Raw genomic sequence first — 16,237 nt, 5'->3', positions numbered from 1 at the left:
ATGCTATAGCTATAGGTATTAATCTACCAATTACATTCAGAGCTACTACGGTAGGAAGATGCACAAGTAAAGTTTTGTGTCTGATTCCTATTGTAGAGAATGTTCAGAATCAATCTTCAAGTCTAAATTCGTGTATACCCTACCAAAAAAATGTGTATTCCCGCACTTTTATGAAAAATCAACTATTCTTCTTGCTGAAACTACTTCTTTTGTCAACTGTCATCTCGTTTTTGATTAAGTATGCAGGACCAATGGTGTTAATCCCAGGTACATCATTAAACGCGCTGATTTTAGTTTTGTTGCCTACTGTAATTCTGATAACTCTCTTACTTTGGCGAATGCTAACACAAAACCAAAGTAGGGGCGAAGCATTCGGAAAATAGCCTGGGACAAAAATTTATAATTGCTCGCCCGAATACTTCGCCCGTAGGCTTTTTAAAGCACACCTGCAAACGTAATATTTGATCATCTACCAATTAATCAAATATTCTGACTACTGTACGGGTTTAGCAGTGCTAACCCCTACTGACTGTTAAATGACTACTAAAATTTCATCTCACCAAGGTTTGGGAGTTTAGTCTGTGAAACTTGGTCAATGGATAGGTTTAATCACCTTAGTTCTCTCTTTATATATATTGTGGCAACTGCGGGAAGTGCTGTTACTGATTTTTGCTGCTGTTGTGTTAGCAACTACCTTAAATCGGTTAGCACGAACTTTCCAAAATTTAGGCATAAAAAGTGGGTTTGCGGTTTTTTTGTCAGTGATGATTTTTTTAGCGGGTGTAATAGGTTTTTTCTGGTTAATTGTGCCACCTTTCGCCCAACAATTTCAAGAATTAACCTATCGAGTTCCCCAAGGTTTTGAACGTATTAATACTTGGATTGATGAACAGAGAACTCACATTCCTGAACAATTGGAAGTTTTTATTCCTGATATAAACAGTTTAGTTGCCGAAGCACAACCTTTAATTAATCGAGTATTAGGAAATTCTTTTGCTTTTGTTTCTGGTTCTTTGGTAATTGTCCTTAATATTTTATTAGTTCTAGTTTTAACTGGGATGTTTTTAGTTAATCCTAATGCTTATCGGAAAGTATTTGTGAGGCTATTTCCTTCATTTTATCGCCGACGGGTAGAGGGAATTTTAGATCAATGTGAGCTTTCCTTAGAAAGATGGGTATCAGGGGCTTTTCTTGCTATTTGTGTAGTTGGATTGATGAGCATGATCGGCTTATCGCTGTTGGGTGTTAAAGCTGCTTTAGCCTTGGGAGTTTTAGCAGGTTTTATGAACTTAATTCCCAACTTAGGACCAACTATGAGTGTAGTTCCAGCAATGGCGATCGCTCTTTTAGATAATCCTTGGAAACCTGTTTTTGTCTTGATTCTCTACTTTGTTATTCAACAAGTTGAGAGTAATTTTATCACACCGATAGTTATGGCGCATCAGGTATCTTTGTTGCCAGCAGTAACTTTAATTTCTCAGTTGTTTTTTGTGACCTTTTTTGGCTTTTTAGGATTATTTTTGGCATTACCTTTAACAGTTGTTGCTAAAATTTGGGTACAAGAAGTCTTAGTTAAAGATGTCTTGGATGAGTGGAAACATAATCATCATGATCATCATGTAGAAAATCAATTAGTGATGGTTTCTGAATCTTCTGATATTAATGAAACTGAGGAAATGGAACTTACAGCAGATGATGAAGATTAATTACAACATTCCAGCAAATAGATCCCCAAGTTCTGACAATTTTCATTTCACTTATAGGTTAATATACAACTAACATCTAGGGGTAATCAATATGGTTAACACAGCAGTAAGAAGTCTCACTTTTGAAGAATACTTAAATTATGAAGATGAATCTGGGTTTAAATCTGAACTGGTTGATGGACAATTAGAAATTATGAATCCACCTACGATTGAACATTTTTTGATTTGCAAATTTTTGGAAAAAAATATAGATGTAGAAATTCAAACTTTAAGTTTACCTTGGTTGTGTTTTCGGGAAACTGGGGTGAGAACGAGTAAAAATAAATCGCGGTTGAGTGACTTGTGTGTGGTGACGGAAGAAGATGCGAAAGAACTGATAAATGCTTCTGCTGTGTTTGAGTCAGCACCATTATTAATTGTAGAAGTTGTCAGTCCAGAATCGGTAAAAAGAGATTATCGTTATCAAAGATCGGAATATGCTGCTTTAGGAGTTCCTGAATATTGGATAGTAGATCCTTTAGACAATAAGATTTCTGTTTTATTGCTAGAAGAGGGATTATATGAAGATACAGTATTTACTGCTAATGAAAAAATTATATCGCGGACTTTTACTGAATTGAATCTTACAGTTGAGCAGGTTTTGAATGCAGGTAAGTTGGTGTAGTCGGATATTGCATTGTCAGCATTTAAGCTAAATTAGAAATAACTTCCAGGAAATTTTTCAAAATTATAGATACATTATCACTTCGCCACACAGCAACAAGTTCTAATAATGGTGATTTTCCTTGTATAGAACGATAGATTACACCATGTCGTTGCAAATTTTGTACATTAGCTGGAAGTAGTGAAATGCCCATTCCACCCGCTACTAAACTCAGAACAGTTGATATCCATGCAGCTTCTTGTTTAACTTTTGGCCGAAAACCTGCATCTAGACAAAGACTATTAATTTGCTCACGCAAATTGTATAACAGGTTATTTGGTGGAAGAATAAACTGCTCATTTGCCAGTGCTGCAAGTGAAATACTAGTTCGTCTTGCGAAACGATGGTTTTCAGGTAAAACAATGACCAGTGATTCTTGAATAACGGGGATAAAACTGAAAAAATTATCATTATTGTGATTAATATTATCTAAATTATGCCTGTGAAAGAAACCTAAATCAATTTTTTTGTTTCGCAATTTGTCAATTTGCTCATAAGAAGCTAGTTCTTGTAAAATCAATTCTACTTCTGGAAATTTATCATGAAATGCTCTGAGAATTTCGGGTAGTTTACTATTGGCAATTGAGGTATTGATTCCTATATTTAATCTTCCTTTCTCACCGCGACTTAATCGTTGCCCTAATTCAATTGATTGTTCAACCTCATGGAGAATTTGACGGGCTGCTTGCAAAAACTCATTGCCAGCATCTGTTAATTTTAACGGGCGTTGGTGACGATCAAATATTTGAAATCCAATTTTTTTTTCCAGCCATTTTATTTGCTTACTCAGAAATCCCTGATCAATTTCCAGATATGCAGCAGCGTTTGTAAATCCCTGCTTATCATTTACAGCGATCGCATATTTCAGATGACACAGTTCGAGTTGATCCCAATTGGGCTTAGTCATAGAGCTAAATATACTTGTTTTATCGGCATTATGACTTTTTAGTCATGGAATGTTGCATAAATAAGATGATTGTATCATAGGTTTCTCGGATATCTTCAGAACAACACAACAACTTGTCACTGGAGAACCAAAAATGAAGCCTGAAAATAAACTGAGTCGGATGTTGATTGTCGGTGGAACTCACGGGAATGAGTTTACGGGAGTATACTTGATCAAAAAGTTTGAACAATTTCCTCAATTAATTAACAGATCCAGTTTTGAAACACTGACGTTATTGGCTAATCCTCAAGCGTTTACAGCAGTAAGACGATACATCAACAAAGATTTGAATCGCTGTTTTCTGCGCCAAAATTTAGAAGATTTAACACTATCTAGTTATGAGGATTTACGAGCTAGAGAGATTAACTATCTGTTTGGAAAAAATGGTCAAACTCCTGTTGATTTGATCGTAGATTTACATAGTACCACTACTAATATGGGCATAACCATAATTGTAGATAATGATGAACCATTCAATTTGCAATTAGCTGCCTATCTCAATTATATTAATCCTGCAATCAAGGTTTGTGGTTTGGGAAACTCTGGGCGAAGTTATAATTCACTGCGATCAATTGCTAGATTTGGAATTTGTATTGAGGTGGGATCTGTTCCTCAAGGTGTTTTGAATGCAAATTTTGTTCTGAAAACTGAAGCCATAATATACACAATTTTAGATTATTTGGAACTGTACAACCAGGGAAAAGTTCCATCTTTTTCAAATAACCTAATCTGCTACGAATATATAGAAAAAATTGATTATCCGAGAAACGAAAACGGAGAAATTCAAGCTATGATTCATCCTCATCTTCAGTTTAAAGATTATGAAGTTTTGCATCCCGGTGATCCTATGTTTTTAACATTTGATGGTCAGACAATTAGCTATGAAGGAAACTCTACTGTTTATCCAATCTTTATTAACGAAGCTGCTTATTACGAAAAAGGTACTGCTATGTGTTTTACCGAAAAGCATCAAATCACAATTTAGAAAAAGTTGGAAATGATTAATTCAAGGGTTAACACTTATGTCTAAATTTCCAGGTTGTTCTGAATGGGTAACACCTTTATTATTTATTTTTTACATAATAATATGGAGGTCGCCAATTAGTATTTCTGATACTATCACTTGTCACCGACTAAAGCAGGGATATGTGAATTGTCGCCTAGAACATAGTAATTTGCCTGCATTTTGGTCTAATTCAATTACTGAGTTTCAACTTTTAGGTACTAAGGTTGAAACACCATATAATTCGGAAGGATGTCAGATATCAACGCTATACTTAAAAACTAACCAAGAACACATCAAATTTTCTGATTATTCTTGTAACACTAGTCAGGCAAACATTGATGCTACGGAGCTAAATAATTTCTTGTATAATAATAGAAACTTATACTTACAAATTAACCGAGATCAGAAACCATTTTTGGATGTAATGATTTGGTTAGTTTTTTATATTCTTTTATGGTTTCTATATGTGTTATTTTGGTTCTCTATTTTTGGGGTTATCCTCCGTTTCTGGGATTGGCTGAAAATTAATAGATTTTAGATTTCAGAATAAATCCAAAATCCAAAATCTAAAATCCCAAATTAATTAAGCTGCTTGTGGCTGAACTAAATTTTCAATTCCTTGAACAACAGTAGCAGATTCAATTTTGTCACCAGCTTTAAGCTTATCTAAAATGTCCTTACCTTCAGTCAAATAACCAAAAACAGAATAACGACCATCTAAAAGATTACGTCCAGCAGGAGTTAATTCTGGTTCAAATAAAAAGAAGAAAACCTGAGAAGAACCACCATCTACATTACCTTCAGGACGTGCCATTGCTAAAGCACCAAAAGAAGAAAAAGGTAATACTGGCATATCCAGATAACGTCCAGCATCTTCCAAAGTAATACCATAAGTTGGTTCTTTGTCGCCTTCTACCAAAATTTCTAAAGGAACAGCCCGATATTTACCAGTTGCAGGATCAATAAAACCGACTTCTTTACCTTCAGGATCTCCTGTTTGTAATACATAAGATTCTTCAGAACGGGTAAATTCTAAACCGTTATAAAAACCCCGTTGCACCAAGTCGACAAAATTACCAGCAGTCACCGGGGCGCTATAACCATCTACCACTACAGTCAGATCCCCTTTATTGGTTTTAATGGCAATAGTAGCGCGGCCTTTAAGTTGAGGTAAATTACTAAACTTAGCAGGAACTTCAAAAGGAAATTCTGTCACCATTGACTCTTCTAACAAAGTCACAAGATTGAGTAATTTCGCTCTGCCTTCCAGAATAGGGTCCTTTTGTTTGTTTTTAACTACTTCTTGCAATTCTGCAATGCCAGATTTTAAATCAGCAATCCAAGTTTCGGCTTGGGGTTGGCGTTCTGCGGGAACGCTTGTTAAGATTTGGGAAGGTTTATCGAGAATCCGGGAAGCTTGGCTGAGGTCTCTGGAAACCGCCGCCCATCGCTTGTTGGCACGTAGTTGATTAGAAATATCTTCTAAACTAGCTTGCAGTTTGCGTACTGGTTGATTATCAATGGGCAGTGCATACCTTAACAAAGCTTTACCGTCAGTGATAGCGTTACCAGATGGCAGGGCTGCATAACTCAAGGAAGTCCACCCAGCAGTGCTTATGCCTACAAGTATTGTTACCAGCAGCATGGTCTTGAGGCTGTATTTCAGCCAGGATTTTATGAAGTTAAACATGGAATTTCTCAAATGCAGCATCAAATTGTTAACTGTATGAACTGGGAAGTAACCCATCATTCATCTTCCCATATTGCGGATTGGTAATGGGTAATGGGTAATGGGTAATGGGTAATTGGGTTATTTACCTTCCCTATTCCCTATTCCCTATTCCCTAATAACAGGTACAATAAATGCCGACTGTCTTCCAAAATTTGCAAGTTTCATGATCTCTAGTAATGACTTTCGACCCGGTGTTTCTATCGTCCTAGACGGGTCTGTATGGCGGGTGATTGATTTCCTTCACGTTAAGCCAGGTAAAGGTTCTGCCTTTGTACGGACAACTATTAAAAATGTCCAAACCGGCAAGGTTTTAGAACGGACTTTCCGGGCTGGTGAAACTGTGCCACAGGCTACTCTTGAAAAACTGACAATGCAACATACCTATAAAGAAGGTGAAGAATTCATCTTTATGGATATGGAAACTTATGAAGAAGGTAGATTAAGTGCTGCACAAATTGGCGATCGCGTTAAGTACCTCAAAGAAGGTATGGAAGTCAACGTTATTCGTTGGGGCGAACAAGTTCTAGAAGTTGAATTACCTAATTCTGTGGTTCTCGAAGTAGTTGAAACTGATCCTGGTGTGAAAGGTGATACCGCTACAGGTGGTACTAAACCAGCGAAGGTAGAAACCGGCGCAACTGTCATGGTTCCCCTGTTTATTTCTCAAGGTGAACGGATCAAGATAGATACCAGAGAAGATAAATATTTAGGCAGGGAATAAGCCGCTTTTTTGTGGATATCCCAGATCGATTTCCAGCCCTTGTCATCCAGCGAGGTTGGGGAAATGAACAATCTCCCGTAATACCCGGAAATCACACCAAATTTCTGGGTATTACCTCCTGAATTGGAGAATAAGATTCTGATTTACGGTTAGGTCGAGGTAAAAAATACTGTGCCATTAGATTTTAATGAAATCCGCCAACTATTAGCTACTATTGCACAAACTGATATTACCGAAGTATCACTGAAAAGCGATGACTTTGAGCTAACAGTGCGTAAAGGTGGAAATAATTCTGTACTGTCGGTGGGTCAAGCTCAGTTAGGTGGTATGGTTAGTCCAGGATTGACACCTGCACCAGCAACCCATACAGCACCCATACAATTACCAGAAATAGCTACAAGTCGTGATAATTCGGCTACAGCACAATCACCTTTAGCTGTTAACGCCGCCGCCTCTCGATTTATAGAAGTCCAGTCTCCGATGGTGGGAACTTTTTATCGCGCACCCGCACCAGGTGAAGCGCCATTTGTGGAAGTGGGCGATCGCGTTAAAGTAGGTCAATCAGTCTGCATCATCGAAGCTATGAAACTGATGAACGAAATTGAAGCCGAAGTCTCTGGACAAGTGATGGAAATTCTCGTTCAAAATGGCGAACCTGTAGAATATGGTCAACCTTTAATGCGAATTAATCCAGATTAATTATAGCAGCAGTCAGCAGTCAGCAGTCAGCAGTCAGCAGTTAGCAGTTCCAGAAGTCAAAAGTTCCAGAAGTCAACTGTTCTCAGAGTCAGCAGGAAAACCCTGTTGTAGTCGGAGTTTGATTATCAATTGATGTCCTCAGCACCCTGTTCATTGTTATGTTAACGACTATTTGCGATCGCTGCGCTACAACTTGAAAAGAAGTTGATCAAAATTAGTCAGTTGTCCTTTGTCAGTTCTTTTTGTTCTGGAAAAATCATCAACTACTGACTACTGTACGGGCGAAGCATTCGGGCGAACAATAATCAATTTTTGTCCAAGGCTATTTTCCTATAAGGGCGAAGCATTCGGGCGATAAATTATCAATTTTTGTCCAAGGCTATTTTCCTATAAGGGCGAAGCATTCGGGCGATAAATTATCAATTTTTATCACAGGTTATTTTCCGAATGCTTCGCCCCTACTTCGCCCCTACGACTACTGACTAAAGAGGATAATTTTCGTTAAAGCTTTTACGAGTTAGTGGTTGTTCTATTTCCACACCTTCACCACCTAAAACTTCTAATGGCTTACCATTGACTTCAATGTAAACTTTGGCGTTAGGATTTAAACTAGTAGCAGTATAGACAACCTGCCCTACACGGCCAACCATTGAGGCACTACCCCCACCACTGGTAAAATCTTCTGATAAATTAACGTGAACTTCGTTATTGTCAGCTTTCAAACCTAGCAGTTTAGTACCTTGAGGAATAGTTGTTGAGTCTGTTCCTTCTGTTGGACCTGCTAACAAAGTTTCAAAAGCAGCTTCTAAAGCTTGGCTAGGTTGTGCAGCAGCAATTTTTATCGGCTGAGGAACTAATTCAAAGCTTGTTTCCGTTGGTTTGAGCCAATATATATTAGCAGTTTCTTCTTTCCCCGGCTGGGTAGTTAATGGCTGTTGTGGTTGTTTAATGCTTTGAGAGGGGTTTCCTGGTATGGGAGTTTGAGGAGTTTGGGAAGTCAACCAAGCTACCCCACCACTTACCGCCACCACCGCGGCTGAGACGGCTGCTATGACACCCGAAGAAATATTACGATTAGTTCTTTGTTGTTCATTCATATATAAAACCTGCTTGGCAAAGGGCTGAAGTAGTGTTCAAGAGAGGAGTAGCCTGGCTAAATAAGATACGGATGCGTGGGTAGTTTCTTAAAATCTAGAGATGCCTTAATGTGTGAAAATTCTGCTGACTTTGTATTTTGCCTGTTTCAGCAATTTATCATCCTGCACCCAACTTTATCTTATCTTTAATTTTAGGTTCACATTTATAGACCGTCACATCAACTTTAATGTCAATCTCAACAATTCTTGAAATACGCACCCTCACAGGATAGATAGGTAAAATTATATTTCCATAAGTCAGTGTACAGTAACTATAAGTAAGTAGGTTTAATTAATTGTTAGATAGTGGAACAGGCTAGAAGCCTGTTGACGGGCAAGACTTGTACTGAGTTTATCGAAGTATGCCCATCCCACATTTTATATTTAATTGCAACCGACTACTTACTTGTCTGTCTTTTTGCTTGCTCCTTGAATCTATTCTTTAATATCTTTAATATATTAATCAATTTCTCAATGGCAGTTTCCTGAAATTTGTGGGTACATATTTACACAACTTCAATTTTCGTGAAAATATTTAAATTTCCCAGTCTTTTCGCCAGTCTTTTCGTTTTAACTTTCTTGTGAATCCTCAAATCAAATACATATTATTGGCAGGCAATATGCCTGCCTCACAAGAGTTTAATTTTATCCCTCTACTGCTTCTTCTCTACTGCTTCTTTAATCCATTGTTGTAATATATTTACAACTTCGTCAATGGCAATTTCTTGAGATTCACGGTTTGCCCGTTTTACTACTTCTACTTTACTATTAGCAATGGCGCGACCTGTAACAATTCTAAAGGGAATGCCAATTAAGTCAGCATCTTTGAATTTTACACCTGCTCGCTCATTACGATCATCAAGTAAGGTTTCGACACCTGCTTTATTCAGTTCTGTGTAGATTTTTTCGGCAATTTCTACCTGTTGGGTGTCGTTAACATTGGGAATGGAAATAATAGCGTGATAAGGTGCGATCGCTACTGGCCAGATTATCCCATCTTTATCATAGGACTGCTCAACCGCTGACTGTGCTAACCGGGAAACTCCTACACCATAACAACCCATCACTAAAGGTTTTTCTTCCCCTTGTTCACTGGTATAAGTTGCATTCATAGCTTGGGAATATTTTGTACCGAGTTGGAAAATGTGACCAACTTCTATTCCTCTAGCTGTTTGTAGGGTTTGGTTGGGGTCGTGTAGTGAGCGATCGCCCGCTTTTGCTTTCCGAATATCTACTACAATATCAGGTAATTTAAACTGCTCACCCCAATTTGCACCAACCACATGAAAATTGCTTTCATTTGCACCAGTGACAAAATTCTTTAACTCCACAGCGGTTTTATCAACCAACTGCACAAATTTAGAATTTACCTGTTTACTTCCCGCAATATAATCATCACCTAAATCGGGTGCAATATAACCTAAAGGTAAAGATTTTGCTGCCCAAGTTGCAATTATTTCATTAGTGGGTACACTCAAAGAAAGAATAGTTTTAGCACCAAATTTTTCAGCTAATTTAGTCAACTCATTTTGTAATTTGACATCATTAACTTCCTGATCACCGCGAATATTCACCAACACCAAAACAGTCAAACCGTTATCATAAACAGTTTGATATAAAACATTTTTGACAATTTGGGTAGGAGAACATTGTAAGAAAGCACAAACTTTTTCTATTGTGTCAGTTCCTGGAGTTTCCCGTTTTTCAAAAGTAGTAAAAGGTGAAGTTTCCGCATCCGCAGGTAAAGAAATTGCCTTTTCTACATTCGCTGCATATTTTCCATCTTCAGTATAGAGAACTTCATCTTCTCCCGCATCAGCTAACACCATAAATTCTGTCGAACCAGAACCACCAATAGCACCAGAGTCAGCTTCCACAGCCCGAAAAGCCAAACCAGAACGGCGCAGCATATTACTGTATGCTTGGTACATATCCTGGTAGGTTTTCTTTAAACTTTCCTCATCTACATGGAAAGAATAACCATCTTTCATGATAAATTCTCTACCCCGCATTAAACCAAAACGAGGGCGAATTTCATCACGGAATTTAGTTTGAATTTGATATAAATGCAGCGGTAATTGACGATATGAGCGAATCATATCACGGGCAACTGTGGTAATTACTTCCTCATGAGTAGGACCTAAACCTAGTTGTTGTTCCCTTCTATCAATAAGGGAAAACATGATACCTTCAGCTTTAGTATAAGTATCCCATCTTCCCGACTCCTTCCATAATTCAGAAGGTTGTAATTGAGGTAACAAACATTCTTGTGCGCCGGTGGCGTTCATTTCTTCCCGCACTATTTGGGAAACTTTTTGTAAAACCCGCCACATAAAAGGCAGATAAGCATAAATACCGCTACCGATGCGACGGATATAACCAGCCCGAAGTAAAAGTTTATGACTGGGAATTTCCGCATCTGCTGGATCATCCCGAAGTGTAACAAATAACATTTGTGATAGTCGCATCGTTTTTTCCTTTGCAAATTAATTATTCATAAAGTACCTGACGCTAAATTAGCGGTAACTTTATCAACATTTATAATTACCTAAAAACTGTAAATTTGTCCTGCTTTTGCAGCTTTGCAGAAACCTAACAACAGTTTTCATCTATTTGTATCACATTCTAGCTTTTCTATTGTTTGCCATCTTTTTATCTTTGCTTCTTTGCGCCTTTGCGTGAAACATAAAAATTTGAAACGTAACTTCCAGACTGACAAAATATCTAGTAACGGAGAGGGGGGGATTCGAACCCCCGTTGAGTTGCCCCAAAACACATTTCGAGTGTGCCGCATTCAACCACTCTGCCACCTCTCCAAATATTTATTCACATAATTCTCATATAATTCACAGAATTTAGTGAATAGGGGTGATATTAATTTATATCATTCCCTATCATACCATATTTTTCACTAACCTGTTACAGATTTGAAGATTTGTTTTCTGTGACTTGGATAAAAGCTTCAAAGTCAGCATCAGGAGTCCATTGAATAGCACCATCTCTACCTGTGAAGAAGAGTTTGGTTTTACCTTTGATAGCATCTAATGTTTTACTGTTAAGGTTATTATCAGATGCGATCGCCACCTGTGGTTGCAGTGCTGTTACCAAATCCTGTAAAGATTCTGATGGACACCAAAGCACCTGGGGAGAAGACAAATCACCGGTTTTAACCAATTGTGCTATTTGTTGAGACTTGATACTACCTACCAATAACCAATTTCTTCCAAAAATCTGCAATTTTAAAATTGGTAATTTTTCATTAGTGAATTGGGCAATAATAGCACCAGTGCTAATAGTTTGACCTAATGCTAAAGGCTGATAAATACCTTGCTGCTGTTGTAATTTTTTTTGAATAGCTTGAGTTTCCAGATTATTTTCTTGTTGAGAAAAATAAGCATAAAAATTTTTAATAGGCATTCTATCCATAATTTCTAACCAAGCATCATTTTCATTTGCCAAAAATTTGCTAGAAATCGCCCAATCAATTTGATTAATCCCTTGTTGTTGTAAAAATGGTAAAATAGTGAAACGTCCTGTACCTTCATCACCGCTATTAATTAAAGTTACCTTTCCTTGATCTTGAATTACTAAAACTGGTTCATTATTAGTTGCTAATAATGTGATTCGTAATAAATTACTGGTAGAATGCCAAGCAGGAATTATCAATAAAACAACAACCATTAAACCAGCAAACCACCATCTTTTTTGCCACCAACGGATTAAACAAGTAGATATAATTAATCCATAAACTACAAACATTTGCCAAGTAGATATACTACCTACAGCAACCGAGCTTCCAGGCAGATTAGCAAAAAATTCTGCTAATTGAATTAACCAATAAGTTGGATAATATAAAAAACTGGCTAACGTGCTACCTAAATCTGGTACAATTAAACTTACCAAACCACTAATCATACCTCCAATACTAATCACAGAAATCAATGGGGTAGTGATAATATTTAATGGCACACTGTAAACAGCAACTACACTAAAAATATGTAAAAGTAAAGGCAAAGTCCAAATTGTGGCAGCGATAGGAACAGAAATTAACGAAGCGATAGCAGAAGGCAGCCAATCAAAACGTTTAGTTATCGGTGTAGCTGTGACAATTAACCCCAAAGTTGCTAGAAAACTGAGTTGAAAACCTAAATCTCCAATCCAAACAGGATTAAATAAAAGTAATAAAGTAGCAGCTAATAATAAAGATCCTAATTGTTGAACTTTCCTTTCTAAAACCAAACCAATTAATGCAGCAAAACCCATAATTACTGCTCTAATAATTGATGCTTGAAACCCAGCTAAACATAAAAAAGTAAGTAATCCCAAACTACCGCAAAAAAACTGAATACCCTTGTTAGCTTTGCTAGTTAATTGTAAAATTATTCCCAAAATTAAAGAAGTTTGAAAACCAGAAGCAGCCAAAGCATGAGCTAAACCCACATTCACAAATAAATCACGAATATCATAAGGTAAATCTACCGCCTTACTACCTAAAACCATCGCACTAACTAAAGGACCTTCAGGAACACCTAACCAACGAACTTGCGATCGCACAATTTTTTCCCGAATTTTCCACCATCCCCATTTTCGCTCTTCATCAATAATATTAATCTGTTTACCAATCAAACCTGCAAAAGTACCTTCTTGTTTAAGATACTTCTGAAAATCAAAAGCACCAGGATTTTGAGCCGCTTTAGGTTTATATAACATCCCAGTGATCGCAATTTGTTGACCAGGATATAAACCAGTAGCTTGAAGAATAGGCACAGTCACATATAATTTACCCGTTACCCCTTTTGGCACACTTGCCGGACCCTGGTCATTTTTTACCTCATCAAGTTGCGTCGCATTCAGCCAAAATTGTCCCCTTTGACTGCGAGTTAAACGAGGAGTACCTATCACATCCCCACGGACAATTACTAACTGTTCTTGATTACTATTATTTTCATTAGAAACAAACTGACTAATATCTTTTGCTCCTGGTTGCGGTGTCCGCACTTGAAAATAAAAAGTTGCCAACAAACCCACCAAACCAGCTATTAACCATACTCTAGGATGAGGAGTAGTCAGCGGAGTATTAACCCCTGTCTTAGCTTTATTGAGATAATTTTCCTGTTTATAGTTAATTTTCCGTAAATTAATAAAAATTGCCCGAAAAAAAACTGCTGCCAATATCCCCAGTGCTAAAATCCATACACCACCCCAAGGAACTGCTGTAAACAACAACCCTAAAATATAGGCCAGACAAATAATAACGCCATTACTCTGTATCATAAAAATTTAATTGCCAAAAGCACTTAGTTAGTAAAATTAATATAAAGAAGTAATTATATAAATAAATCAACTGAGTTAAAAATAATTATTGTCGGTTGGGTTAAGCGACAGCACAACCCAACAAAATAGAGAACTGGGAAAAGACCTATTTTAGAGTGATAGACCCAAATTCAACCCCAAGACAGCATGAACAAACAAAATTAACAGTGCTGTACTTCCTAAATAAGCATGAACAGCACGTAAACCTGCTTTATCACCAAAAAACCCACTCAGAGAAATTGCACCATTTACCAACAACAGCAACAGTACAAGAGAACCAGTCCAAAAATGCGGACTTTCAAACAGTGGTTGATGCTGCATCACCAAAGACAACACACCACCTGTATAACCACCTGCCAAAAAGATAAATAACCAAGGTGCTAACTGACGATGGGCGCTGCGACTTTTAACAGCAGCATCCTTATCTGTATCTTGCAGCAATTTACCCCGCCAACCAGACACACCCACAAAACTACCCACCACAAAAATCACAATCCCCATCATCACCGGATGTCCCCAATGTGTAACAGGTTCAGGAATACCCAAAGAACGAAACCAAGCTGCAATAGGTTCTAACACTTCACTAATATTCATCATCTGACACACACCATTGTTTTTGCCACGAACAGCAACTCCCCCAAAAACGGAGGAGTTACAAAAATTAACACTTTGCTTATTCTATCTCGTTGCCTGGTAACGAACATCTAGAACGTCGACTCAGTAATGCTAGGTAATCTGTTTTTACCTTGTAGGGGCGAAGCATTCGGGTGATAACCTATCGCTGAAACCAGTTTATATTCTGTCCGAATGCTATGCGCCCTTACGATTAATGAATCGGTGTTCTAGATGCTCTGCATCTTCTGAAACAGTAATCAAGCAGCAGCTTGTGAATTTTTCAACAACGGGAAACCCAACTGTTCCCTTTGCTCAACATATAAATGAGCCACCTTTCTAGCCAAATGTCGAATCCTGGCAATATAGCGAGTTCGTTCCGTCACCGAAATTACACCTCTTGCATCCAGCAAATTAAATGTATGGGAACACTTAATCACAAAATCTAAGCTAGGTAACACCAATCCCTTTTCTGTGAGTTGGGATGCTTCCTGCTCATATATATTGAACAGATTTAACAACATCTCAGGATTAGAAGCTTCAAAGTTATAGGTACACTGCTCAATCTCACCCTGAAGATGAACATCACCATAGGTAATATGGTCTGTCCATTGAATCTTAGTAATAGCCTCCACTTGCTGGAGATACATCGCCAATCTTTCTAAACCATAAGTAATCTCAATGGACACCGGACGGCAATCAATACCCCCGCACTGTTGAAAATAAGTAAACTGGGTAATTTCCATCCCATCTAACCACACTTCCCAACCAGTACCCCAAGCCCCCACCGTTGCATCTTCCCAATTATCCTCCACAAACCGCACATCATGATCCTCTGGACGAATACCCAAAGCCCTTAAAGAATCAAGGTAAATCTCCTGGATATTATCTGGTGAAGGTTTAATCAGAACTTGATATTGATAATAATGTTGAAACCGATTTGGGTTTTCGCCATAGCGCCCATCGGTTGGACGACGGCAAGGTTCAACATAAGCCACTGCCCAAGGTTCTGGACCCAAAGCCCTTAAAAAAGTATGAGGGTTCTTAGTTCCTGCTCCCTTCTCCATATCGTAAGGTTGAGCAATCAAGCAACCACGCTCACCCCAAAACTGATGTAAAACCGCTATTACTGACTGAAAATTCACTATCTACTCTTCCTATGAGTCAACAACGCCTACACCATTGTTGCCTAAACCCAGTATTCTGAGCAGCTTCCAGCCATTAAAAAATTTTTTTCCAAAAACTTGGAAAAAGTAGTTGACATTCCAAGATAGGTTCGCTATATTGAATAAGTGCCTGAGAGAGAGCCGCGAGAGAGCGGGACTCGGAGGGACACCGAACCTTGAAAATATTATAGTTTGAAAGACAGTATACAACAAGTCCTGCGTCAAGTAAAGAAAATGATACCGGACTGAGGTATTAAAAGAACAGTCAAAAGAGCTAAACAAACTTAACAAAACGGAGAGTTTGATCCTGGCTCAGGATGAACGCTGGCGGTATGCTTAACACATGCAAGTCGAACGGACTCTTAGGAGTTAGTGGCGGACGGGTGAGTAACGCGTGAGAATTTGGCTTCAGGTCGGGGACAACAGTTGGAAACGACTGCTAATACCGGATGTGCCGGAAGGTGAAAGATTTATCGCCTGAAGATAAGCTCGCGTCT

The 16,237-nt window shown here is 38.0% G+C and carries 13 protein-coding genes, 1 tRNA gene and 1 rRNA gene; 7 read left to right on the top strand and 8 right to left on the bottom strand.

Features of this window, described 5'->3' with window-relative positions; all coding sequences use genetic code 11:
- The first annotated feature begins 170 nt into the window (after positions 1 to 170).
- The 3 genes from H6F45_RS26530 to H6F45_RS11470 all read left to right on the top strand — a co-directional run bounded on the left by H6F45_RS26530 (position 171) and on the right by H6F45_RS11470 (position 2,370).
- The gene (locus tag H6F45_RS26530; protein WP_137667398.1) at positions 171 to 383 is read left to right on the top strand and encodes a hypothetical protein; all 213 of its coding nucleotides are present in this window, start codon (positions 171 to 173) and stop codon (positions 381 to 383) included.
- Positions 384 to 581: 198 nt separating this feature from the next.
- Entirely contained in the window at positions 582 to 1,706 is a 1,125-nt protein-coding gene (locus H6F45_RS11475) for an AI-2E family transporter (protein ID WP_190347240.1), read from the top strand.
- 91 nt (positions 1,707 to 1,797) lie between these two features.
- Positions 1,798 to 2,370: a Uma2 family endonuclease gene (locus H6F45_RS11470; protein ID WP_190347239.1), complete on the top strand. Its 573-nt coding sequence runs from the start codon at positions 1,798 to 1,800 to the stop codon at positions 2,368 to 2,370.
- A 22-nt stretch (positions 2,371 to 2,392) separates the two neighbouring features.
- Here H6F45_RS11470 and H6F45_RS11465 read toward each other — a convergent pair whose 3' ends face one another.
- Entirely contained in the window at positions 2,393 to 3,316 is a 924-nt protein-coding gene (locus H6F45_RS11465; RefSeq protein ID WP_190347238.1) for a LysR substrate-binding domain-containing protein, read from the bottom strand.
- A gap of 133 nt (positions 3,317 to 3,449) precedes the next feature.
- Between H6F45_RS11465 and H6F45_RS11460 the strand changes: the two genes are divergently transcribed.
- A complete protein-coding gene (locus H6F45_RS11460) occupies positions 3,450 to 4,340 on the top strand; it encodes an aspartoacylase (protein ID WP_190347237.1) in 891 nt (296 codons plus the stop codon).
- 604 nt (positions 4,341 to 4,944) lie between these two features.
- Here H6F45_RS11460 and H6F45_RS11455 read toward each other — a convergent pair.
- Positions 4,945 to 6,051, bottom strand: a complete 1,107-nt coding sequence (locus tag H6F45_RS11455) for a peptidylprolyl isomerase (RefSeq protein ID WP_137668947.1) — start codon at positions 6,049 to 6,051, stop codon at positions 4,945 to 4,947.
- A 205-nt stretch (positions 6,052 to 6,256) separates the two neighbouring features.
- Between H6F45_RS11455 and efp the strand changes: the two genes are divergently transcribed.
- Positions 6,257 to 6,814, top strand: coding sequence for an elongation factor P (efp, locus tag H6F45_RS11450; RefSeq protein WP_096567692.1), 558 nt, complete (start codon positions 6,257 to 6,259; stop codon positions 6,812 to 6,814).
- Positions 6,815 to 6,985: 171 nt separating this feature from the next.
- On the top strand, positions 6,986 to 7,513 hold the full coding sequence (accB, locus tag H6F45_RS11445; protein WP_096567693.1) for an acetyl-CoA carboxylase biotin carboxyl carrier protein: 528 nt from the start codon (positions 6,986 to 6,988) through the stop codon (positions 7,511 to 7,513).
- A gap of 482 nt (positions 7,514 to 7,995) precedes the next feature.
- Here accB and H6F45_RS11440 read toward each other — a convergent pair whose 3' ends face one another.
- The 6 genes from H6F45_RS11440 to glyQ form a co-directional block, all read right to left on the bottom strand.
- On the bottom strand, positions 7,996 to 8,610 hold the full coding sequence (locus H6F45_RS11440; protein WP_096567695.1) for a GerMN domain-containing protein: 615 nt from the start codon (positions 8,608 to 8,610) through the stop codon (positions 7,996 to 7,998).
- 692 nt (positions 8,611 to 9,302) lie between these two features.
- Positions 9,303 to 11,117 (bottom strand): proline--tRNA ligase, encoded by a 1,815-nt coding sequence (gene proS, locus H6F45_RS11435; RefSeq protein WP_137669072.1) that lies wholly within the window; start codon positions 11,115 to 11,117, stop codon positions 9,303 to 9,305.
- A gap of 263 nt (positions 11,118 to 11,380) precedes the next feature.
- Positions 11,381 to 11,465, bottom strand: a tRNA-Ser gene (locus tag H6F45_RS11430).
- Between the two features lie 103 nt (positions 11,466 to 11,568).
- On the bottom strand, positions 11,569 to 13,923 hold the full coding sequence (locus H6F45_RS11425; protein WP_137669071.1) for a ComEC/Rec2 family competence protein: 2,355 nt from the start codon (positions 13,921 to 13,923) through the stop codon (positions 11,569 to 11,571).
- A gap of 150 nt (positions 13,924 to 14,073) precedes the next feature.
- Positions 14,074 to 14,559, bottom strand: a complete 486-nt coding sequence (locus H6F45_RS11420; RefSeq protein WP_137669070.1) for a DUF4079 domain-containing protein — start codon at positions 14,557 to 14,559, stop codon at positions 14,074 to 14,076.
- 275 nt (positions 14,560 to 14,834) lie between these two features.
- Entirely contained in the window at positions 14,835 to 15,719 is an 885-nt protein-coding gene (gene glyQ, locus H6F45_RS11415) for a glycine--tRNA ligase subunit alpha (protein WP_190347236.1), read from the bottom strand.
- Positions 15,720 to 16,029: 310 nt separating this feature from the next.
- Between glyQ and H6F45_RS11410 the strand changes: the two genes are divergently transcribed.
- Positions 16,030 to 16,237 (top strand): 16S ribosomal RNA (locus H6F45_RS11410); the annotation flags it as partial.

This window comes from Sphaerospermopsis sp. FACHB-1194 (assembly GCF_014696235.1).
GTDB classification, from domain to species: domain Bacteria; phylum Cyanobacteriota; class Cyanobacteriia; order Cyanobacteriales; family Nostocaceae; genus Sphaerospermopsis; species Sphaerospermopsis kisseleviana.
Note: the sequence above shows the minus strand (reverse complement) of the source record. Positions and strands in the feature narration are given on the sequence as shown.